Source organism: Stenotrophomonas sp. 82F1 (assembly GCF_056861525.1).
Map to the genome: position 1 here is coordinate 150673 of NZ_JBSPUD010000006.1, position 21931 is coordinate 172603.

Genomic DNA, 21931 nt, shown 5'->3' on the forward strand with positions numbered 1-21931 from the left:
GGCAGACCTGACCGGTTCGATCAGAAGTTCATGTCGAAGGCGACTTCGCCCTTCACGCCCACCTGGTAGGCCGAGGCGCGGCGTTCGAAGAAGTTGGTCAGTTCCTGCACGTCCTGCAGTTCCATGAAGCTCAGCGGGTTGCGCACGTTGTACTTGCGCTCCATGCCCAGGCGATGGAAATGGTTGTCGGCGCAGTGCTGCAGGTACTGGCGCATGTCACGGGTGGAAATGCCTGCCACGCCACCGGACAGCACGTCCTCGGCGAACTGCACTTCGCACTCGATGGCTTCGGCCAGCATGTCGTAGACATCCTGCTTCATCTTGTCGTCGAACAGATCCGGTTCTTCCTCGCGGATCACGTCCACGCACTCGAAGGCGAATTCCATGTGCGCGCTTTCGTCGCGGAACACCCAGTTGGTGCCCGAGGCCAGGCCGTTGAGCAGGCCGCGCGAACGGAAGTAGTACACGTAGGCGAAGGCAGCGAAGAAGAACAGGCCTTCGATGCACGCAGCGAAGCAGATCTGGTTGAGCAGGAACTGACGGCGCTCTTCGCGGGTCTCGATGCGCTTCAGGTCCTGGATCGAATCGATCCACTTGAAGCAGAAATCGGCCTTCTTCTTGATCGAGTCGATGTTCTCCACCGCGGCGAAGGCTTTGACGCGCTCGTCCGGATCCGGCAGGTAGTTGTCCAGCAGGGTCAGGTAGAACTGCACGTGCAGCGCTTCTTCATACAGCTGGCGCGAGAGGTACATGCGCGCTTCGGGCGCGTTCAAGTGCTGGTACAGGTTCAGCACCAGGTTGTTGGACACGATCGAATCGCCGGTGGCGAAGAACGCGACCAGACGATGGATCAGGTGACGCTCGCCCGGCGACATCTTGCTGTGCAGGTCGCTGATGTCGATCTGGAAGTTGATCTCTTCCACCGTCCAGGTGTTCTTGATCGCGTTCCGGTACATGTCATAGAACTGCGGGTAGCGCATCGGGCGCAGGGTCAGTTCAAAACCGGGATCGAGCAGCATCTGCTTGGGCTTGTCGGCCATGGGTGTTTCCTTGAATTCCTGGGTGAGCGGCCGGGCATGGCCCGGCGCTACCGTGGGTGTCTCTCTGCAGCCGAGCATGGCTCGGTTCTACAGGTATGAGGTGCCGGCGATCGCCGGCACGGCGCGTCTTACTGGCAGGCCTCGCAGGCTTCCGGGTTCTCCAGCGAGCAGGCGATGGCCTCTTCCGGGCTGAACACCTTCTCCGGGCCAGCGGTGGCCACGTGGCTGACGGTGGTCTTGGCGATCTTGGTGGCCGGACGCGAACGCAGGTAGTAGGTGGTCTTGATGCCCTGCTTCCAGGCGTACATGTACATGGACGACATCGCGCCGATGCTCGGGCTTTCCATGAACAGGTTGAGCGAGGCGGACTGGTCGATGAAGGCACCACGATCGGCGGCCATGTCGATCAGCGAACGCATCGGCAGCTCCCACGCGGTGCGATAGACGTGGCGCAGCGTTTCCGGAATCTGGGTGATGGCCTGGATCGAGCCGTCGGCCAGCTTGATCGCATCGCGCATTTCCGGGGTCCAGTGGCCCAGCTTCTTCAGCTCGTTCACCAGGTAGCGGTTCACCTGCAGGAAGTCACCGGACAGGGTCTCGCGCTTGAACAGGTTGGACACCTGCGGTTCCACGCACTCGTAGCAGCCGGCGATGGAGGCGATGGTGGCGGTCGGGGCAATCGCGATCATCAGCGAGTTGCGCAGGCCGTGCTCCTTGATGCGCTCACGCAGGGCGTCCCAGCGTGCGGCATCTTCCGGCACCACGTTCCAGGCATCGAACTGCAGCTCACCGCTGGCCGCACGGGTGTCGGCGAAGGACGGGTGCTTGCCACGTTCCTGGGCCAGTTCCACCGAAGTTTCCAGCGCGTGGAAGTAGATGGTCTCGGCGATCTTCTTCGACAGCGCGCGGGCTTCGGCGCCATCGAACGGCAGGCGCTTGCGGAAGAACACGTCCTGCAGGCCCATGCAGCCCAGGCCGACCGGACGCCAGCGCAGGTTGCCGCGACGTGCCGATTCGATCGGGTAGAAGTTCAGGTCGATCACGCGGTCCAGCTGGCGCACGGCCAGGCGCACGGTGTCGGCCAGCTTGTCGAAATCGAACTCGCCGTTGCCGTCGAAGTGATTGCCCAGGTTGATCGAACCCAGGTTGCACACTGCGGTCTCTTCGGCCGAGGTGACTTCCAGGATCTCGGTGCACAGGTTGGACAGGTGGATCACGTTGCCAGCGCGCAGGGTCTGGTTGCTGGCGCGGTTGCACTTGTCCTTGAAGGTCATCCAACCGTTGCCGGTCTCGGCCAGGGTGCGCATCATCCGCGAGTACAGCTTGCGTGCGGAGATGGTGCGGTTGGCCTTGCCCTGTGCTTCGGCCTGCAGGTAGGCAGCCTCGAAGGCTTCACCGAACAGGTCGGTGAACTCGGGCACCACGCGCGGATCGAACAGCGACCATTCCTGGTCCGACTCGACGCGCTTCATGAACAGGTCCGGGATCCAGTTGGCCAGGTTCAGGTTGTGCGCACGGCGCGATTCGTCGCCGGTGTTGTCACGCAGCTCGAGGAAGTCCTCGATGTCGGCGTGCCAGGTTTCCAGGTACACACAGGCCGCGCCCTTGCGCTTGCCACCCTGGTTCACCGCAGCCACCGACGAATCCATGGTCTTCAGCCACGGCACGATGCCGTTGGAATGGCCGTTGGTCGACTTGATCAGCGAGCCACGCGAACGCACGCGGGTGTAGCTGACGCCGATGCCGCCGGAGAACTTGGACAGCTGGGCGATGTCGCCGTACTTGGAATAGATCGATTCCAGCGAATCCTGCGGCGAGTCCAGCAGGAAGCACGAGGACAGCTGCTCGTGGGTGGTGCCGGAGTTGAACAGGGTCGGGCTGGACGGCAGGTAGTCCAGGTTGCCCATGCGCTTGTACAGCGCCAGGGTTTCCGGCACGTCCTCGCTCAGCGCGCTGGCGATGCGCAGGAAGAACTGCTGCGGGGTCTCGATCACCTTGCGGGTGTGCGGATGGCGCAGCAGGTAGCGGTCGTACAGGGTACGCAGGCCGAAGTAATCGAAGTTCAGGTCCAGCGAGATGTCGATGGCATCGTTGAGCTTGCGTGCGTTGGTCTGCACGAAGTTCAGCAGGCGGTCGTTGATCAGGCCCACTTCGTGGCCACGACCCACCGACTGCGAGAACGCGTGGATTTCCTGGTTGGACACTTCCTTGGCAATGAAGTTGGCCAGCAGGCGCGCGGCCAGGCGGCCGTACTCGGGCTCTTCGCCGATCAGCAGCGCCGCGGTGCGGATGGACAGTTCGTCCAGCTCCTGGGTGGTGGCGCCGTTGTACAGGCCGGAAATGGTGCGGGTGGCCACGCGCATCGGATCGACGGCGTGCAGGCCTTCAGAGGAACGCTGCACCGCGCGGACGATCTTGTTCAGATCCACCAGCTCGGTCGTGCCATTGCGCTTGGTCACACTCATCGCGTTGGACGTCGGCGGCGACGTCAACAGGAACTCGCTTTCCTTCTCGATGGTGGCGCTGGTCTCGTTGGTCACGGCGTGTGTCCTCTTGGCGTGATGGATGGTGGCTCGGTGCATCGGATGACGCGGCCCGGGACGTGACACCCCAGGGTGGCAGACCGGTGTCGCAGGAATTGAGACCTGCGCCTGTGGCTGCTGCTGGCAGTGCTGACCGGTGCCGCTGCGGGCATGGAGGGCGTATCACCGGAGGCTCCGGCGATCCATTCCATGGACCCGGCGGCTTGGGGTCCCCACAACCGACAGCCACAAGATAGTGGGGGTAGTTGGGTCCGTCAACGCCAAATGTAGTGAAATTCGGCAATCCCTTGCGCCGCAAGGATCGTGCCATCGGCGCCCGGTTTGGACGCTTTGGACCTGCTGGAACGGGCTGCGCAGTCAAGCCCGAAAAGCGTCGTGATGGCGGTAATCAGCACCCCACCAGCGGAACAATGACAGCTTCACATGACAGGGCCATGCAGGCGAGGGACAACTCTGTGGATAGGTGGTGGGCAGCCAGTGGGCAGCCGGTGGACGGGCGACACCGGGTAGTGCCGGCCGCTGGCCGGCAGCCCATGGGCCTGGATGCATCGAGCGGATGCCGGCCCGCGGCCGGCACTACCCCTCACGCCCGGTGCGGGGTGCCCAGGTACTCGGCGCTCTGCATTTCGATCAGGCGCGAGGCCGTGCGCTCGAACGCGCCCTGCAGGCGTGTACCGGTGTACAGCTCTACCGGCGAGGTGCTGGCGGTGCAGACCAGATTGACGTGGCGGTCGTACAGCTCGTCGATCAGGTTGACGAAGCGGCGCGCGGCATCCTCGTTCAGGCGGTCGAAGGCCGGAATGCCGCCCAGCAGCACGGTGTTGAACTCGTGCGCGATCTCGATGTAATCCGACGGCCCACGCGGGCCTTCACAGAGGGCGGCGAAGTCGAACCAGGCAATGCTCTTGCCACGCGCGCGCACCGGGATCTTGCGGCTCTCGATCTCGATGTTGCCCGCCTTGGCCGGTTGGCCACCACTCAGTTCGCCCCAGCGCGTGGCCAGCCAGGCGTCGCTGTCGGCGACCAGCGGCGCGCGGTACACCGGCGAACGGGTCAGCGCGCGCATGCGGTAGTCCTCGGTGCCCTCGGCGTACAGCTCCACGCAGTAGCGCTGCAGCAGGCCGATGGCCGGCAGGAAGCTCTCGCGCTGCAGGCCGTTGAGGTACAGATTTTCCACCGCCGTGTTGGAGGTGGTGACCAGGGTCACGCCCTCGGCGAACATCCGCTCCAGCAGGCGCGCCAGCAGCATGGCATCGCCGATGTCGGTGACGAAGAATTCATCCAGCACCAGCACGCGCAGGTTGCTGCGCCATTCCTGGGCGATCTTCGCCAGCGGGTCGCTCTGGCCCTGGTGCTCGCGCAGGCGCTCGTGGACGCTGCGCATGAAGCGATGGAAGTGGGTGCGGTACTTCTGCTTGATCGGCAGGCCGTCGTAGAACAGGTCGACCAGGAAGGTCTTGCCGCGGCCGACGCCGCCCCAGAAGTACAGGCCCTTGACCGGCTCGGGTTTCTTCCAGAACGAGGACAGGCGGTCCAGCCAGCCGTCCTCGGCGCTGTCCACCAGGGCCAGGTGGATCCGGTCCAGCTCGGCCAGGGCCGCATGCTGGGCCGGGTCGTTCTGCCAATCGCCGCGTTCCACCCCGGCCGCATAGCGCTGCGTCGGGGTCAGTTCCACCTCGCTCATGCCGCCGCGCCCAGCCAATGCTTGACGCCGTGGGTGAGCGCGCCGCGCAGGTCGATCAGCTTGCGGTGGAAGAAGTGGCTGGTGTCCGGCATGCGCACCAGCTCATGCGGCGCATCGAGGGTGTCCAGCCACTGGTAGACGGCCTGCGGGTCGACGATTTCATCCTGCTCGCCCTGGATCACCAGCCAACGCGCCGGCGGCGTGATGCCGCCGAAGTCCCAACGGCCCGCCGGCGGCGCGATCGAGATCAGCGCTTCGGGCTGCAGTTCGGCAGCGGCCTTCAGCGAAACGAACGCGCCAAAGCTGAAGCCCGCCAGCCACAGGCGGTCGTCGGGACGCTGCTGGCGGACCCAGGCGGTAACGGCCTTCAGGTCTTCCTGCTCACCCACGCCGTGGTCGAATTCTCCGGCAGAACCACCGACGCTGCGGAAGTTGAAGCGCACCGTGGCGATGCCCAGCTCGCGCAGGGTGGTGGCGGTCATGGTGACCACCTTGTTGTGCAGGGTGCCGCCTTCGGTGGACAGCGGATGGCAGATGACGGCCACGATCGGCTGCACCGGCACATCGGCCTTGGGCAGGTCGACGAGCACTTCCAGCGGGCCAACCGGGCCTTCCAGTGAGATGCAGGCGGTTTCGCCGGGGGCGACGGGGAACGAGGGCTTGTGCATGGCACCATGATAGCGTCCCCCGCCGCTGCCCTGTGCCCGCCCCATGCTCTACCTGTCCCTGGCCGTGATCTGCAGTGTGCTGGTTTCGGTGTTGTTGAAGGTGGCCGGACGCCGCCAGCTGGATGTTGCGCAGATGGTGACCTGGAACTATCTGGTCGCCGCGACGATGACGGCGGTGGTGCTGCAGCCGCCGCTGGATGCCTTGCGCGCACCGCATGCACCGTGGGTGTCACTGCTGGCGCTGGCGGTGGTGCTGCCCTCGATCTTCCTGGTGCTGGGCCGCGCGGTAGCGGTGGCCGGCATCGTCCGCAGTGATGTGGCGCAGCGGTTGTCGCTGCTGCTGTCGCTGGCAGCGGCATTCCTGTTCTTCGGCCAGACCGCCACGCCGTGGAAGCTGGCCGGGCTGGGCCTGGGCCTGCTGGCGATGGTGGCCATCAGCCTGCGTCCACGCGGCCCTGCAGTGGCCGCTTCCGCCGGTGGCTGGGGCTGGTTGCTGGGCGTGTGGGTCGGCTTTGCGGTGGTGGATGTGCTGCTGAAGCAGGTGGCGCTGTCGGGCACGCCGTCGATGGCGGCGGTGCTGGCCAGTTTCAGCGTGGCCTTCGTGCTGATGCTGGCGCTGCAGCTGCGGCGGCATTTCAGTGGGCGCAGCCGCCTGGCCTGGCGCAACCTCGGTGCCGGCGCGCTGCTGGGCCTGCTCAACGGCGGCAACATCCTGTTCTACGTGCATGCGCACCAGTCGATGCCGGACAGTCCGGCCACCGTGTTCGCCGGCATGAACATCGGCGTGGTGGTGCTGGGTGCGCTGGTGGGCGTGTTCGCCTTCGGCGAGGCGACCACGCGCTGGAATCGTGCCGGCCTGGCGCTGGCAGTGCTGGCGATCGGGTTGATCGCCTGGGGGTAAGCCATCGGTAGCGCCGGGCCATCCCCGGCGAATCGTTTCCGCAACCGCGGAGAGGTGTCACTTTCTTTGCGCGCAAAGAAAGTAACCAAAGAAACGCTCCGCCGACCACGAGCCGGTGCTGTGCACCGATACCCTGCGCTTCTCGGGGAATCAGGGGACGGCGCCGAACTCGCTGCGCTCAGACATCGGCGCCTCTTCGCCCCTGATTCCCCTGCGATGCTCGGCTCGCTTGAAGGCGGACGGGAAGATCAAAAGCAACAGCAGGGTCAGTGCGGGCCAAGGTCCGCACCCACCCAGGCAGATTCCCGGCGCCGGGTTATCTGTCGAAGCCCAGCAGCAGTGGGTCGTGGTCGGAGCTGCGCCATGGGCCCTGCACGTTGCGGCCCTGGTAGCCGCTGGCGTCCTGCTCGTCGGCGTTGCTGTGCCACTCGGCGGCACCACGCAGGCGCTTGGCCATCGTCGGGCTGAGCAGCGCGTGATCGAGGCGACCGGTATAGCCGTTGTAGACGTAGCTGTAGGGCTGTTCGACCTTGGCTACCTTGAAGGCATCCTGCCAGCCCAGGTCATGCAGGGTGCGGATCGGGTCTTCCATGGCGTAGGCGTTGAAGTCGCCCATCAGCACCACGTCCTTCACCTTCAGGCGCGCGGCTTCGGCCTGCACCCAGGTGTTGAGCTGCCTGGCCGATTCCACACGCGTGGCGTTCCAGCAGCCCTGCCCGTCATTGCGGTCGGCGTCGGCACCACTGGCATCGCGGCAGCCCTTGGACTTGAAGTGGTTGGCGACCACCATGAATGGTGCGCCCTTGCCCTGGAAGGCCTGTGCCAGCGGTGCACGGCTGTGCTCGACGAAGGGGCCGTCGAGCTTGGTCAGCGGCGTGCCGAGCGGCTTGAACTCGCTCCTGCGGTAGATGATGCCGACGCGGATCGGATTGCTGCCGGGGCCCTGCCCGGCATCGACGAACGCCCACTGCTTGTCGGCCGCGAGACCGGCGTTGAGTGCGTTTACCAGTTCGGCGATAGCCGACTGCGGGCCGTAGCCGTCGTTCTCCAGTTCCATCAGCGCGGCAATACCAGCGCCCAGCGCGTTGACGGTGGCGACCAGCTTGCCGACCTGCGCCTTGTGCTCGTCCAGCGTGCGCGCACCGCGCAGGGTCGGGAATCCACCGCCCTGGCCGTCACCATTGAAGAAGTTCTCCAGGTTGAAGGCGGCGATATGCAGGCTGCCGGGCACGCTCGGCACGGCCGGCCGCTGCAGTTCCGGCAGCTTCAATGTGCCGTCGACCTGCAGGCTGGGGCGGCCCTGCGCATCGACGCGCACGGTGCCTTCCACGTTGCGCAGCTGCATGCCGGTACGCAGCACCGGGTTGCCGGGCAGGTAGGCGACGCTTGCCGGGTCACGTGCATCGCTGCCATCGTCCAGCAGCAGGCGGCGGCGTTGGTTGTCGGCCATCACCTGTTCGATACCGGCACTGCCGGGCACGGCCACTTCGGTCGGCTGCCAGAGGCGGCCATCGAAGGCGACGGTGAGCTGGCCGAAGCGTTCCAGGCCATCGGTGCCGGCCAGGGTGAGCGGCGCGGCGATGCGCACGTGCTGGCCCTCCAGTGCACGCCAGTCGGCCGGCGGGGCGGCCAGGGTGACGGTAGCCGGGCTGCGCGGCGCGGGCGCCGGGGTCGGCGCAACCTGCGGCTGGGCCTGGGCGAAAGCGGATGCCGGCAGCAGCAGGGACAGGGCAAGGGCGAGGGAACGGCGACGCATCGACAGACGACTCCACGGAAGAGGCGCACAGACTAACCCTGAAATGCGAAACCCCGCCTGCGCAGCGGGGTTTCGGCCTTGGTGGGCAAAGGGAGTGCCGGCCACCTGAGCGGGCACGCGTATCCGTAGTAGATCCACGTCATGCGTGGATGCGGCCGCGCGCTATTTCAGATTGCCCAGCATCCAGTCCACGGTGGCGTGGATCTGCTCTTCGGTGAGCGCCGGGTTGCCGCCCTTGGGCGGCATGATGCCGCCGTCGGGGCCGGTGTAGCCCTCGATGGCGTGCTTGTAGAGAGTGTCCTTGCCCTGCGCCAGGCGCTTGTCCCAGTGCGAGTGATCCAGCGTCGGCGCCATGCCCACGCCGGTGGTATGGCAGGCGGTGCACAGGTTGTCGAAGATCACCTTGCCGTCCTTGGTACCGCCGTAGGCCACCTGCGAGGCGGCCTTGGCCAGCGCGGCGGCATGCGCCGCAGCCTGCGCGGCCGCGCCGGTGCTGCCGGCATATACCGCCCCAGTGGGCGAAATGCGCTGTTCGGTGCGTTTGGCGGCGGTAGGCGACACCTCGGGCGGAATCCGGGTGTGGATGAACGCGGCCAGGAGGATCAGACCGAGGGTGATGGCCATCAACAGCGCGATCACCATGGAGAAGCGTTTCAGGAACTCCAGATCGTAATTCCGCACTCTTCGTTACCCCTGGCTGATAGTCGTTGGACCACGGCTGAGCGACTGCGTGATGGGCCGAGTATAGAACGCACGCCGCGCACGACAACAGGCGTCAGGGCTGGTGCGGCGCAGCATGCGGCCGTGGCCGCATGCGGGTAGCGCCGGGCCATGCCCGGCGAGCGCGCAGCGCGGCAGAAGCCGCCCGGCACCCGCAACAGCGGCATCACCCTGCGCCAACAGCCCGCAGGCAGAAACTGCAGATGGCCTCGACCAGTGCGTCCTCGTCGCGATGCGCTTCGCGGCTGGGCGCGGTCGGGCCGACCATCGCTTCGGTGAAGGCACCCACCAGGCAGGCGGCGGCAGCGTGCGCGTCCTGCGCCGGCAGTTCACCGGCTGCCACACCCTCTTCCACCAGGCGCAGGAACACGTCGCCGAAGGCTCGGCGGCCGCGCATGCGCTCGGCTTCCACGTCCGGGTCCACCGGCTCGACGATGAAGGCGTGGGCCAGGCCCGGACCGGCAAGGGCACGGCGGACAAAGGCGGTGATGGCCTGGCGCAGGCGCACGCTGGCCGGCTCCGGCGCACTGGCGATGCGCTCCATGATCGCCACCTCGTGGGCCACGGCGGCGTTGAGCACTTCCACGAACAGCTCGGCCTTGGACGGGAAGTGGCGGTAGATCAAGCCGGTGGAGACCCCGGCCTGGGTTGCCACGGCCGTTACCGGCGCGTTGCGCCAGCCGCCGGTAGCGACCAGTTCGCGGGTGGCCAGCAGGATCCGTTCACGGGCCCCGGCCAGGCGTTCTTCCATCAATGCTGAGCGTTTATAGGCCATGGTCTGAGTCTAGTTTCAATTTTTGAATTTGTATTCACTTCTTACCCGAACCCCGCTACGCTGGGGTCCAATCGCCCGCGCGGGCTGCTGCTGTGAACAGCTGCCCGCTTCCCCCTTCCGGGTGCGTCCATTCCCCACCTTCCCTCGTGGAGCCATCGCAATGCACGTGCCATCCCTGAACTTCGACCTCGGCGAAGATATCGACCTGCTGCGCCAGAGCGTGGCCCATTTTGCCGCTGCCGAGATCGCGCCGCTCGCGGCCGAGACCGATGCGACCAACCAGTTCCCGTTGGCACTATGGCCCAAGCTGGGCGAGCAGGGCCTGCTGGGCCTGACCGTGGAAGAAGAATACGGAGGCACCGGCATGGGCTACCTGGCCCACGTGGTGGCGATGGAAGAAGTCTCGCGTGCTTCCGGTGGCATCGGCCTGTCCTACGGTGCGCATTCGAACCTGTGCGTGAACCAGCTGCGCAAGAACGGCACCGAGGCGCAGAAGCAGCGTTTCCTGCCGGACCTGTGCAGCGGCGCCAAGATCGGTGCGCTGGCGATGAGCGAACCCGGCGCGGGTTCGGACGTTGTGTCGATGAAGCTGCGCGCGGACAAGCGCGGTGACCGCTACGTGCTCAACGGCAACAAGATGTGGATCACCAACGGCCCCGACGCCGACGTGCTGGTGGTCTACGCCAAGACCGATGTCGAGGCCGGTGCCAAGGGCATCACCGCCTTCCTGGTCGAGAAGGGCATGAAGGGTTTCTCCACCGCGCAGAAGCTGGACAAGCTGGGCATGCGCTCCTCGCCCACCTGCGAACTGGTGTTCCAGGACTGCGAGATTCCCGAAGAGAACGTGCTGGGTACGGTCGGCGGCGGTGTACGCGTGCTGATGTCCGGCCTGGACTACGAGCGCGTGGTGCTGTCCGGCGGCCCGCTGGGCCTGATGGCTGCAGCGATGGACGTGGTGATGCCGTATGTGCACGAACGCCACCAGTTCGGTGAGCCGATCGGCAGCTTCCAGCTGATCCAGGCCAAGATCGCCGACATGTACGTTGGCCTGGGCGCCTGCCGCGCCTATGTGTATGCGGTGGCGCGCGCCTGCGACCAGGGCCGTACCACCCGCCAGGATGCGGCCGGCGCGATCCTGTACGCCGCCGAGAAGGCGACCTGGCTGACCGGCCAGGCGATCCAGATCCTCGGCGGCAACGGCTACATCAACGAATACCCGACCGGCCGTTTGTGGCGCGACGCCAAGCTGTATGAAATCGGCGCCGGCACCTCGGAGATCCGCCGCATGCTGATCGGCCGCGAACTGTTCCAGCGCACCCTGTAAGGCACCCCATGAGCATCCTAGGCAGCCAGCTGCAACCGGGCAGCGATACGTTTGAAAGCAACCGCGCGGCGATGCAGGCCGTAGTCGACGACCTGCACGCCACCCTCGCCCGTACCGCCCTGGGCGGCAGCGAAGCGGCGCGCGCCAAGCACACCGCACGCGGCAAGCTGCTGGTGCGCGACCGCATTGATGCCCTGCTCGACCCGGGCAGTGCGTTCCTGGAAATCGCGCCGCTGGCCGCGCACGGCATGTACGACGATGCCGTGCCCGCTGCTGGCGTGGTTGCCGGCATCGGCCGCGTGAGTGGCGTGGAGTGCGTGATCGTGGCCAACGATGCCACCGTCAAGGGCGGCACCTATTACCCGGTGACGGTGAAGAAGCATCTGCGCGCGCAGGAGATCGCCGAGCAGAACCACCTGCCATGCATCTACCTGGTCGATTCCGGCGGCGCCTTCCTGCCGCTGCAGGATGAGGTGTTCCCCGACCGCGACCATTTCGGTCGCATCTTCTACAACCAAGCCAACCTCTCCGCGCAGGGCATTCCGCAGATCGCCTGCGTGATGGGCAGCTGCACCGCCGGTGGCGCCTATGTGCCGGCGATGAGCGACGAGACGGTGATCGTGCGCGAGCAGGGCACGATCTTCCTCGGCGGCCCGCCGCTGGTGAAGGCGGCCACCGGCGAAGTGGTGACGGCCGAAGAACTGGGCGGTGCCGACGTGCACACGCGTATTTCCGGCGTGGCCGACCACATGGCCGACAACGACCTGCAGGCACTGGCACGGGTACGCGCGATCATCGCCCAGCTCAACTGGCGCAAGCCCGAAGCAGCAATGGCGCTGCAGCCGGTGGAAGAACCACTGCTGCCGGCGCACGAACTGTACGGGGTGATCCCGGCCGATACGCGCAAGCCGTACGACGTGCGCGAAGTGATCGCGCGGCTGGTCGACGGCTCGCGCTTCGAGGAGTTCAAGCCGCGCTATGGCGCAACGCTGGTCACCGGCTTCGCCCATCTGCATGGCTACCCGATCGGCATCATCGCCAACAACGGCATCCTGTTCTCCGAGTCCGCACTGAAGGGCGCGCACTTCATCGAGCTGTGCACCCAGCGCAACATCCCGCTGGTGTTCCTGCAGAACATCACCGGCTTCATGGTGGGCCGCAAGTACGAGCAGGGCGGCATCGCCAAGGACGGGGCCAAGCTGGTGATGGCGGTGGCCTGCGCCAAGGTACCCAAGTTCACCGTGGTGATCGGCGGCTCGTTCGGTGCCGGCAACTACGGCATGTGCGGCCGCGCGTACTCGCCCAACTTCCTGTGGATGTGGCCGAACGCACGCATCGGCGTGATGGGCGGCGAACAGGCGGCCAGCGTGCTGGCCACGGTCAAGCGTGATGGCATCGAAGCCAAGGGCGGGCAGTGGCCGGGCGAGGAAGAGGACGCGTTCAAGGCACCGATTCGCGACCAGTTCGAACAGCAGGGCCACCCGTACTACGCCAGTGCGCGGCTGTGGGACGACGGTGTGATCGATCCGGTCGATACCCGCTTGGTACTGGCCCTGGCCCTGTCGGCCAGCCTCAACGCTCCCCCGCAGCAGACGCGCTTCGGCGTGTTCCGCATGTGACCTGTGCCATGACCGAGTCTGTTGCCATGTTCAGCAAAGTCCTGATCGCCAACCGTGGCGAAATCGCCTGCCGCGTCATCGCCACCTGCCGCCGCCTCGGCATCGCCACCGTGGCGGTGTATTCCGATGCGGACCGCAATGCACGCCATGTGCGCCTGGCCGACGAGGCCATCCACATCGGCCCGGCCGCTGCGCGCGAGAGCTACCTGCGCAGCGATGCCATCCTCGATGCCGCACGCCGCACCGGCGCGCAGGCCATCCATCCCGGCTACGGCTTCCTGTCCGAGAACGCCGACTTCGCCGATGCCTGCGTCGCGGCGGGAATCACCTTCATCGGCCCGCCCGCCAGTGCGATCCGCGCGATGGGCGACAAGAGCGCGGCCAAGGCCTTGATGGCCAAAGCTGGCGTGCCGCTGACGCCGGGCTACCACGGCGACCAGCAGGCGCCTGAGTTCCTGCGCACCCAGGCCGATGGCATCGGCTACCCGGTGCTGATCAAGGCCAGCGCCGGCGGCGGCGGCAAGGGCATGCGCAAGGTCGAGCGCAGCGAGGACTTCGTCGATGCGCTGGCCAGCTGCCAGCGCGAGGCAGCCTCAGCGTTCGGCAACGACCACGTGCTGGTCGAGAAGTATGTCGAGCGCCCGCGCCATATCGAGATCCAGGTATTCGGCGGTGGCCATGGCGAGGCGGTGTATCTGTTCGAGCGCGACTGCTCGGTGCAGCGCCGCCACCAGAAGGTGCTGGAAGAAGCACCGGCCCCGGGCATGAGCGCCGACCGCCGCGCAGCGATGGGCAAGGCCGCCGTCGATGCCGCGCGCGCGGTGGGCTACGTCGGTGCGGGCACGGTGGAGTTCATCGCCGGCCCGGACGGCGATTTCTACTTCATGGAAATGAACACCCGCCTGCAGGTCGAACATCCGGTCACCGAGTTCATCACCGGTACCGACCTGGTGGAATGGCAGCTGCGCGTTGCAGCCGGCCAGCCGCTGCCCAAGCGCCAGGACGAACTGACCATCCACGGCCATGCGCTCGAAGCGCGCTTGTACGCCGAAGATGCCGACCGTGGCTTCCTGCCGTCCACCGGCACCCTGCGCCGCCTGCGCCTGCCGACCCCGTCGGCGAACGTGCGGGTGGACACGGGTGTGGAGGAAGGCGACAGCATCACCCCGTACTACGACCCGATGATTGCCAAGCTGATCGTCTGGGACGTGGACCGCGACGCCGCGCTGCGGCGCATGAGCCAGGCCCTGGCCGACTGCCAGGTGGTGGGCGTGACCACCAATGCCGGCTTCCTGCGCCGCCTGCTGCACACCGATTCGTTCGCCAACGCCAAGCTGGATACCGCACTGATCGAGCGTGAGCAGGCCGCACTGGCGGCGACCGGTGACGGTGAGCAGGCGCTGTGGGAACTGGCAGCGATCGCCGCCGTAGTGAGCACACCGGCCGCTGCCGCCGACGCGCGCGACCCACATTCGCCGTGGCAGGCACAGGATGGCTGGCGGCTGGGCGCGCCTGCCGCGCGGGTGGTGCCGCTGCAGCAGGGAGAGCGGGCGCACACGCTGAAGGTGTGGGCCACGGCCGATGGCTGGCGCGTGCAGTGCGATGACGCCGCGCCGAAGCAGGTTGTCGGCCGTGCCGATGGCCACACCCTGTCGGTGCAGCTGGACGCGCGTCGCTGGCGGTTGCAGCTGCAGCGCGACGGCGACCAGCTGTACCTGTTCGGCGACGATGGTCAGCACCGCTTCACCCTGCACGACCCGGTGGGCGAATCGGAACAGGCCAGCGCCGACGCCGGCAGCCTGCTGGCACCGATGCCCGGCAGGATCGTGGCAACGCTGGTGGCGGCAGGCACGCAGGTGAAGCGCGGCACGCCGCTGGTGGTGCTGGAAGCGATGAAGATGGAGCACACCCTGCAGGCACCGGCCGATGGCACGGTGAAGGGTTATCGCGCCAAGGCCGGTGACCAGGTGGGTGATGGCGCGGTGCTGGTGGATTTCGAAGCGGCGTGATGCCGTCCGGTCACGCGTTGTCGATCAACGCGTGACCGGCCACACCTGGCCAAGCGGGTCCAGTTCGGCCGTCACCCGCTCCGCTGCACGCCAGCCAACGCCACAGACCGCCAATACGCCCTCGGCCATCGGCTGCAGGCCAAGCGCCCGCTCGGCCTCGGCCTCATTGATCGCTGCGGTGACGAATGCGCCCAGCCCCTGCGCGGTTGCCGCGCTGTAGATCGCCTGCGATACGTGGCCAGCATCCAGAGTGAGCGCGCGATAGGCCTTGGCATGGCCGCGGTACTTCCAGAACATGCGCTCGAAGCGGCATACCAGGATCAGCTGCACCGGCGCGTTGGCGAACCAGTGCTGACCCGCCAGCAGGCGTTGGCAGAAGCTGTCCAGGTCGCCGGGCGGTACCGCTATCGGGCCCAGTTCGTGTGCGGTGGCATGGTAGTGGTAGAGGCCCGGTGGCAGCCCTTCCACGTTGCGCGCCACCACATACGCTTCCAATGGATGCAGGCTGCCGGCCGACGGAATGTTCTTCTTCAGGAAACGCACCCCCGGTTCGGTTTCCACGTGCGCCTGCGCCATCAGCACCTGCTGCAGCAGCCGGGCCAGCATCGGCAACGGCACAGCGCGCGCATCGTCGAAATTGCGGCAGGTCGCACGCGCCTGCAGCTGCGCCTGCATCGGGTCGTCATCGCAGCGCGGCAAGGGCCGCGCATCGGACCGACGGGCGGGCGCTTCGGCGGGCGGCGGGCCGAAGCTGCGCACCAGGTCCTGCGCGGTCATCAGCTGGCTGCGCTCCATGTCGCCGACACTGTCCACGCCATCCCACCGCGAGTGCTGGTAGTGCAGCGCCGATAGCGGCCACCATTGGCTGTCACGGACCTGCTGTTCGACCGCTGCTGCCCCGGCATGCGCCGGATCGTCGCTGACCAGCAGCCCCTGCTCCAGCAGCGCCAGCACACGCTGCCGTGCCTGCGGCTCTGCCGGTAGTGGCTGCCACTGCTCCGCGCTGCACTGGAGCAGCCACAGGCAGCTGACCGCGTCGACCGTGCATGGCGCCGGCAGATGTGCGGCGCGTACCTGCAGGGATTGTTCGAAGCCAACGCCACTGCCGCCGGCAAGCAGCGCATCCAGGTCGAAATGCGCCCGCTCCACCGGTTCGACGACCATCGTCCTGCAGCGACGGAAGTTCATTCGATGCGCATCCGGAAGCGTGGGTGGCCGGCGATGATAGCGTGGTGGCCGACACGCACCATCAATTCCCGCTGCGTCCAGCCGATACTGTTTTTTTCCCCTCCCTGCCGGTAGTTAACCATGTCCCGTGCTCCTCTCTCCCCCGAAGTGGTCCAGACCCTGCTCAAGCACCTTTCCAGCGACGATGCCTTCCGCAGCGCGTTCGCCGCCGACCCGGCAAAGGCCCTGATTACCCTGGGCGCAGACGCTGACAGCGTTGCCGCCTGCAACATGCCGCTGGACTCGCTGGGCGGCAAGGAGGAATTTGCCCGGGCGGCGGCGCTGTTGAGCGAGCGCCTGACCGTGACGGGACCGTTCAAGGTGCCCTTCATGTTCGAAAGCGGACTGAAGGGACTGCAGGACTGATCCGCCCTCAGGGTGCTCCTGCCTGCTGCGGGCTGGTCGCATCGGCCAGCCGCCGCGCATCGGCCACATTCAATGGAAGCAGGACGAGGGCACCGGCGTCTTCGGCGAAGGCCATGCCCGTGCGCTGGCGCAACCAGCGCTCCCGGCGCTGCACGGCCTGATCGCGGCCGAGCGCGCGATCGATATCCAGCTGCAGTACATGCCACTGGTACAGCGTGCCGTTGGCCAGCGGCTTCAACAGTGCCGAAGCGGCCTCTGCATTGCCGGCGTCCAGTTCGCCACGCGCGCGAAGCAGCAGCCACAATTCCTGCAGCCGCGGGTCGGTGCTGCGTTCAACCAACGCCTGCAGTGCAGGCCGGCGGGAGCGCAGCTCGGCGTCCAGGCCGGCGCGCTGCAGGTGGTAGGCCACGGACAGCGCAATGAAAGCCCGATGACGCGGTGCGGCACCGACTCCCTCATCGACTGCCGCCAGGGTACGGTCCAGCAACCGTGCGTATTGCACTCGGGAACCGCTGCCGCCGGCCTGTGCAGTCCATGCCAGTGACTGCAGAGCCAGGATGTCGCACAGCTCCGGCACACTCGCGCACTGCTCGACGGCCTGCGTCATCTCAGCGGCCGCATCGTTGACCCGACCTTGCAGGGCGAGAAGTCCGCCGTACTCCATGCGCGCGCCGAGCCCGCGAGAGGTAATGGCTTCACTGCGCTCGTGCGCCTTCTGTACCTCGCCATCCAGCAGCAGCGCGACCGCCTCCAGCATGTCGCCGTGCCAGTTCGGCAACGCGCCTGCTTCCTTGAACGCAGCGACGGCGGCCTTGACCTCGCCACGCGCAAGCTGGGTGCGGCCAACGAAGGACAGGACCAGCGCGCGATGTGTCTGATGGCGTTCCAACAGCGGCATCATGTCGGCCAACGCGCCGTCATAGTCGCCATAGGCAAACAGGGCCATTGCGTGATTCATCCAGCCGGCCGGATCGTCCGGATACAGCTGGGTCAGCATCCGCCACTTTTCCGCACTGCGCTGCGGGGAGGCACCACTGAAGTCCGCACCCCAGGCATCCAGATACAGCTGGTCGCGCGCACTCAACCGCGTGCGCCCCGACACCGCCTGACGGTACAGTTCTCCGGCGGCCGACACGTTGCCCATGGCGTACTGCAGCCGCATCTGCCCGATGTAGGCAAAGGTGAACTGTGGATCCAGGCGGGTCGCCTGCTGGAAGAACAGCAGCGCTTCATCGAAACGCTCCTGCGCCAGCGCATCGCTGCCCTTGGCATAGGCATGCAGCGCATCAAGATTGGCTGTGGCCACCGTGGGCAGGGGTTTCTGCTCGCGGCTGACATCGTGCAGCGCCTCACCCAGGTCGCTGCGCAGTGCCTTCACCACGGTATCGGTGGAGGCCAGGATCGAATCCAGGCCGTTGCCATCGGCGAAATGCGTGTACACCGTCTGCCCAGTGCGTGGGTCCACCACCTCCACGCCCACCCGTACCTTGCCGTTGAGCTCGAGCACGGTGGGCATCAGTACCGCACGCGCGCCATCGCGCAGCGCAACCTCGATCGCCAGGGCGCGGTCCAGCCGTGCATTGGCCGGGCGCTGCATCAACTGCAGGGTGTCACGCACCTTCAGTTCACTGAGGATGTTGACGAAGCGCGACTGCCCCAGGCTGATGTAGAGCGCCTGTTCCAGGCTGGAATCCAGCTGCGGATAGGCCGTGCTGTTGCTCACCGCCGCCAGGATCACCCAGTCGCGCTCGGCGAACGCGATTGCCGGCGCCGGCCGCAGCAGCGTCCACATCACCACGGCCAGCGCCACCGCCAGCGTCGCCTCGGTGAACAGCGCAGCCGGGCGACGCCACAGCGGCAGATCCCGCCAGGCCTTGTCGCCCGAACGCGGCCGGCGCAGCGGCGCGCGGCCACGGATGCCGACTTCGAACACATGCTGGCGCTCGCCAATGCCCTTGAAGCGCCAAAGCCCATGGTCCTTCCAACGCAGTTCGTCCGCCGCCCAAGGCAACTCGCTGTCGGCCCGCCGGGCCATCTGTTCGGCTGCTGAGGACAGCAGCACCTGCCCAGGCCACGCCAGTTGCATCAGACGCGCGGCCATCGGCTTGGCCAGACCCTCGACCTCCACCGCCTTTGCGCCGTGGGCAACGGCCTCGGCACTGTTGTCCCACAACAGCACGTCACCCACGTGCAGGCCGGCGCGCGCGCGCAGCACGATGCCGCGCTCGTGGCCCATCGCGTCGACCGCGTTCTGGTAGGAAATGGCGAAACCGATGCCATCGATGGGACGTTCGAACAGAACGAACAAGCCATCGGAGCGATCGATCAGCTGGCCGTTCCACTGCTGCTGCAGCCCCAGGACCAGACGGTCATGCTGCTGGAAGAATTCGGCGGCGGCGACATCGCCGATACGCTCCACCAGCTGCAGCGAATCGCACAGGTCGGTGAACAGCAGCGCCCGCAGCTGGGCGTTATGCGGGGCCGACGTTCCGTTGTCGCCATTCATCGCCTGGATCTCCGCTCAGTGTCCATCCGGACCATCGGTCCACCGCAGGCAGTTGCCGCCTGCGCGCTTGGCTTGGTACAGCGCACGATCGGCGCGAGCGTACCACTCGCTCCAGTCCGCGTCAGGGGCCAGCAGGCTGGCACCGATGCTGGCCAGGCTGACGTGCGGGGTGCCATGGCTGCGTTCGAGCAGGCCGTGCACCGCGCTGAGGATGAACTCGGCGGCGTGCTGCACGATCTCGACGTTGGCCCGGCGCAGGATCAGGCAGAACTCGTCGCCGCCCAGGCGACAGGCCAGGTCGTTCTCGCCGGCCATCGAGCGCAGGATGTTGCCCATGCTCTGCAGCACCCGATCGCCGGCCTGGTGGCCGTGGCGGTCGTTGATCTGCTTGAAGCGGTCACAGTCGATCAGCAGCAGGGCCTGTGGGGGCCCTTCTTCCTGCGTGCGGCATTCCTGCAGGTAAAGGGCCAGGCCGCGGCGGTTGTGCAGGCCGGTCAGTTCGTCGGTGCGCACCAGTTCGCGGGTATGGGTGAGCTGGTGGGTGGTGATGTACAGGTTGTCCAGCGCCGCTTCCAGGTCATGGTTGCGCCGCCGCAGCTGGCTGATCAGGGCCTGCTCGTTGGTCAGCACACGCAGGATCGTGCGCCGCAGGAAGTAGGCCACCAGGCCCGGGTCGGACTCGACCAGGCGATGGAAGTCCGCCGGCCCCAGTTCCAGCACGTGACAGTCGGCCATCACCCGCGCGCTGGCGCTGCGCGGATGGTCGCCCATCAACAGGCCGAGCTCACCGAAGAACTCATGCCGGCCAAGCGTCTTCAGCACCAGGTCCTCGCCGAAATCCAGCTCGATCAGGCCTTCGAGGATGATGTACATGCACTCGCCGCGATGGCCGCGATGGAACAGCCACTGGCCCGCCTGCAGCCTGCTGGGCTGGGCGAACCGGGCGAACAGGGCAACCTCTTCTTCGGAGAGCAGCGCGTGCACGATCTCGGCCATCGCCACCTTGGCGATACCGGTTGTCGTGTCGATGTTCTCGGCCGCACCCCTGCCGGTCATTCCCTGCACCCGCCGCCAGCGTCCCCTGGTGAGCCGCGGAGCATATCAGTGAATCAAACTGTGCGCCGCTTCTCATTTTTGTGAAGACGCAGCGCTCCGCATCGTCTACGGGGAAATGTCCCATTCACGCCTGGTGGCGGCGGAAGGAAAGCAAGCCTTATCAATGCCTTGGCGTGGCCACGACGCCGATTGTCGCAGCGGCGGCAGATACAACGACGCCGGCAGATCCCCCGATCTGCCGGCGTCGTCTGGCCCTTCCCTGGCCACCCTGATCAGATCCGCAGCCCCGGTAGAGCCGGCCGCTGGCCGGCTGCCACGCAGCGCCCGGAGCATCGTGTGGTTGCCGGCCAGCGGCCGGCACTACCGGGTCACGCGGCGCGTTCGCTGCGCCCGCCGTGGAACTGCTCTTCCTCGGTCGAGCCGGTCAGCGCGGTGGTCGAGGACTGCCCCTGCTGGATGGCCTGGGTCACCGCATCGAAGTAGCCGGTGCCGACCTCGCGCTGGTGCTTGACTGCGGTGAAGCCACGCTCGGCCGCTTCGAACTCGGCTTCCTGCAGTTCCACGAAGGCGCTCATCTGCCGGCGTGCATAGCCGTGGGCCAGGTTGAACATGCCGTAGTTCAGCGCGTGGAAACCGGCCAGGGTGATGAACTGGAACTTGTAGCCGTAGCTGCCCAGCTCCTTCTGGAACCTGGCGATGGTGGCGTCGTCCAGGTTCTTCTTCCAGTTGAAGCTGGGCGAGCAGTTGTAGGCCAGCAGCTTGCCCGGGAACTTCGCATGGATCGCCTCGGCGAATTTCCGCGCGAATTCCAGGTCCGGCTTGCCGGTCTCGCACCACACCAGATCGGCATACGGCGCATACGCCAAGCCGCGGCTGATGGCCTGGTCCAGGCCATTGCGGGTCTTGTAGAAGCCTTCCACGGTGCGCTCACCGGTGGCGAACGGGGTATCGTTCGCATCGATGTCGCTGGTCAGCAGATCGGCCGCTTCGGCATCGGTACGCGCCACCAGCAGGGTCGGCACACCCAGCACGTCGGCGGCCAGTCGCGCGGCGTTGAGCTTCTCGATCGCCTCGCGGGTCGGCACCAGCACCTTGCCGCCCATGTGCCCGCACTTCTTCACCGAAGCCAGCTGGTCTTCGAAGTGCACGCCGGCCGCACCGGCTTCGATCATCGCCTTCATCAGTTCGAAGGCATTGAGCACGCCACCGAATCCAGCCTCGGCGTCGGCCACGATCGGCTGCAGGAAGTCGATGTCATCCTTGCCTTCGGCATGGTGCAGCTGGTCGGCGCGCAGCAGCGTGTTGTTGATGCGCTTGACCACTGCCGGCACCGAATCGGCCGGATACAGCGACTGGTCCGGGTACATCTGCCCGGCCAGGTTGGCATCGGCCGCCACCTGCCAACCGGACAGGTAGATCGCCTTCAGCCCGGCCTTCACCTGCTGCATGGCCTGGTTGCCGGTCAGCGCGCCGAGCGCATTGACGAAGTCGCGCTCATGCAGCGACTTCCACAGCTTTTCCGCACCCAGCCGGGCCAGCGAATGCTCGATATGGACAGTGCCACGCAAGCGCACCACGTCGGCGGCGCTGTAGTTGCGCTGGATGCCTTCCCAGCGCGGATTGGTGTCCCAGTCGTGCTGGATCTGTTCGGCAGTGGGCAGCGTGCTCATGTCTATCTCCAGTTCGGTTCGTGCGGATGCAGCGGGGAAGGAAACGGCGGGGAAGCGGCATGCAGCG

The 21931-nt window shown here is 66.6% G+C and carries 17 protein-coding genes; 5 read left to right on the top strand and 12 right to left on the bottom strand.

Going from position 1 to position 21931, the window contains the following annotated elements; genetic code table 11:
* Positions 1-20: 20 nt before the first annotated feature.
* The 4 genes from AC13GI_RS09325 to AC13GI_RS09340 form a co-directional block, all read right to left on the bottom strand.
* The gene (locus tag AC13GI_RS09325) at positions 21-1040 is read right to left on the bottom strand and encodes a ribonucleotide-diphosphate reductase subunit beta (RefSeq protein WP_025875781.1); all 1020 of its coding nucleotides are present in this window, start codon (positions 1038-1040) and stop codon (positions 21-23) included.
* A 128-nt stretch (positions 1041-1168) separates the two neighbouring features.
* Positions 1169-3580: a ribonucleoside-diphosphate reductase subunit alpha gene (locus AC13GI_RS09330; RefSeq protein ID WP_482996113.1), complete on the bottom strand. Its 2412-nt coding sequence runs from the start codon at positions 3578-3580 to the stop codon at positions 1169-1171.
* A 586-nt stretch (positions 3581-4166) separates the two neighbouring features.
* Positions 4167-5267, bottom strand: a complete 1101-nt coding sequence (zapE, locus tag AC13GI_RS09335) for a cell division protein ZapE (RefSeq protein WP_482996114.1) — start codon at positions 5265-5267, stop codon at positions 4167-4169.
* On the bottom strand, positions 5264-5935 hold the full coding sequence (locus AC13GI_RS09340) for an alpha/beta hydrolase (RefSeq protein ID WP_482996115.1): 672 nt from the start codon (positions 5933-5935) through the stop codon (positions 5264-5266). The genes zapE and AC13GI_RS09340 overlap by 4 nt, the downstream gene beginning before the upstream one ends.
* A gap of 43 nt (positions 5936-5978) precedes the next feature.
* On the opposite strand from AC13GI_RS09340, the gene AC13GI_RS09345 reads away from it, so the two are divergent.
* Positions 5979-6836: an EamA family transporter gene (locus tag AC13GI_RS09345; RefSeq protein ID WP_099819586.1), complete on the top strand. Its 858-nt coding sequence runs from the start codon at positions 5979-5981 to the stop codon at positions 6834-6836.
* A gap of 316 nt (positions 6837-7152) precedes the next feature.
* On the opposite strand, the gene AC13GI_RS09350 is transcribed toward AC13GI_RS09345, so the two are convergent.
* From AC13GI_RS09350 to AC13GI_RS09360, 3 genes are all read right to left on the bottom strand, one after another.
* Complete coding sequence (locus tag AC13GI_RS09350) at positions 7153-8592, bottom strand: ExeM/NucH family extracellular endonuclease (protein WP_482996116.1); 1440 nt, start codon at positions 8590-8592, stop codon at positions 7153-7155.
* A gap of 162 nt (positions 8593-8754) precedes the next feature.
* Entirely contained in the window at positions 8755-9273 is a 519-nt protein-coding gene (locus AC13GI_RS09355) for a c-type cytochrome (RefSeq protein ID WP_088100772.1), read from the bottom strand.
* A gap of 205 nt (positions 9274-9478) precedes the next feature.
* Positions 9479-10087: a TetR/AcrR family transcriptional regulator gene (locus AC13GI_RS09360; protein WP_089241525.1), complete on the bottom strand. Its 609-nt coding sequence runs from the start codon at positions 10085-10087 to the stop codon at positions 9479-9481.
* A 160-nt stretch (positions 10088-10247) separates the two neighbouring features.
* Between AC13GI_RS09360 and AC13GI_RS09365 the strand changes: the two genes are divergently transcribed.
* Genes AC13GI_RS09365 through AC13GI_RS09375 form a run of 3 tightly spaced genes read left to right on the top strand, consistent with a single transcriptional unit; the run spans position 10248 to position 15039 of the window.
* A complete protein-coding gene (locus AC13GI_RS09365; RefSeq protein WP_099819584.1) occupies positions 10248-11411 on the top strand; it encodes an isovaleryl-CoA dehydrogenase in 1164 nt (387 codons plus the stop codon).
* Between the two features lie 8 nt (positions 11412-11419).
* Positions 11420-13030, top strand: a complete 1611-nt coding sequence (locus AC13GI_RS09370) for a carboxyl transferase domain-containing protein (protein ID WP_482996117.1) — start codon at positions 11420-11422, stop codon at positions 13028-13030.
* A 26-nt stretch (positions 13031-13056) separates the two neighbouring features.
* Positions 13057-15039 (top strand): acetyl/propionyl/methylcrotonyl-CoA carboxylase subunit alpha, encoded by a 1983-nt coding sequence (locus tag AC13GI_RS09375; protein ID WP_482996118.1) that lies wholly within the window; start codon positions 13057-13059, stop codon positions 15037-15039.
* A 24-nt stretch (positions 15040-15063) separates the two neighbouring features.
* Here AC13GI_RS09375 and AC13GI_RS09380 read toward each other — a convergent pair whose 3' ends face one another.
* Together AC13GI_RS09380 and AC13GI_RS09385 are read right to left on the bottom strand one after the other, a co-directional pair.
* A complete protein-coding gene (locus tag AC13GI_RS09380) occupies positions 15064-16227 on the bottom strand; it encodes a putative peptide maturation dehydrogenase (RefSeq protein ID WP_482996119.1) in 1164 nt (387 codons plus the stop codon).
* A complete protein-coding gene (locus AC13GI_RS09385; RefSeq protein ID WP_482996120.1) occupies positions 16224-16349 on the bottom strand; it encodes a hypothetical protein in 126 nt (41 codons plus the stop codon). The genes AC13GI_RS09380 and AC13GI_RS09385 overlap by 4 nt, the downstream gene beginning before the upstream one ends.
* On the opposite strand from AC13GI_RS09385, the gene AC13GI_RS09390 reads away from it, so the two are divergent.
* A complete protein-coding gene (locus AC13GI_RS09390; protein WP_482996121.1) occupies positions 16348-16632 on the top strand; it encodes an NHLP-related RiPP peptide in 285 nt (94 codons plus the stop codon). The genes AC13GI_RS09385 and AC13GI_RS09390 overlap by 2 nt on opposite strands.
* A 7-nt stretch (positions 16633-16639) precedes the next feature.
* On the opposite strand, the gene AC13GI_RS09395 is transcribed toward AC13GI_RS09390, so the two are convergent.
* The 3 genes from AC13GI_RS09395 to aceA all read right to left on the bottom strand — a co-directional run bounded on the left by AC13GI_RS09395 (position 16640) and on the right by aceA (position 21864).
* The gene (locus AC13GI_RS09395) at positions 16640-19138 is read right to left on the bottom strand and encodes a putative peptide modification system cyclase (RefSeq protein WP_482996122.1); all 2499 of its coding nucleotides are present in this window, start codon (positions 19136-19138) and stop codon (positions 16640-16642) included.
* Between the two features lie 15 nt (positions 19139-19153).
* The gene (locus AC13GI_RS09400; RefSeq protein WP_482996123.1) at positions 19154-20194 is read right to left on the bottom strand and encodes a GGDEF domain-containing protein; all 1041 of its coding nucleotides are present in this window, start codon (positions 20192-20194) and stop codon (positions 19154-19156) included.
* A 368-nt stretch (positions 20195-20562) separates the two neighbouring features.
* Positions 20563-21864 (bottom strand): isocitrate lyase, encoded by a 1302-nt coding sequence (gene aceA, locus AC13GI_RS09405; RefSeq protein WP_380653474.1) that lies wholly within the window; start codon positions 21862-21864, stop codon positions 20563-20565.
* Positions 21865-21931 lie beyond the last annotated feature (67 nt).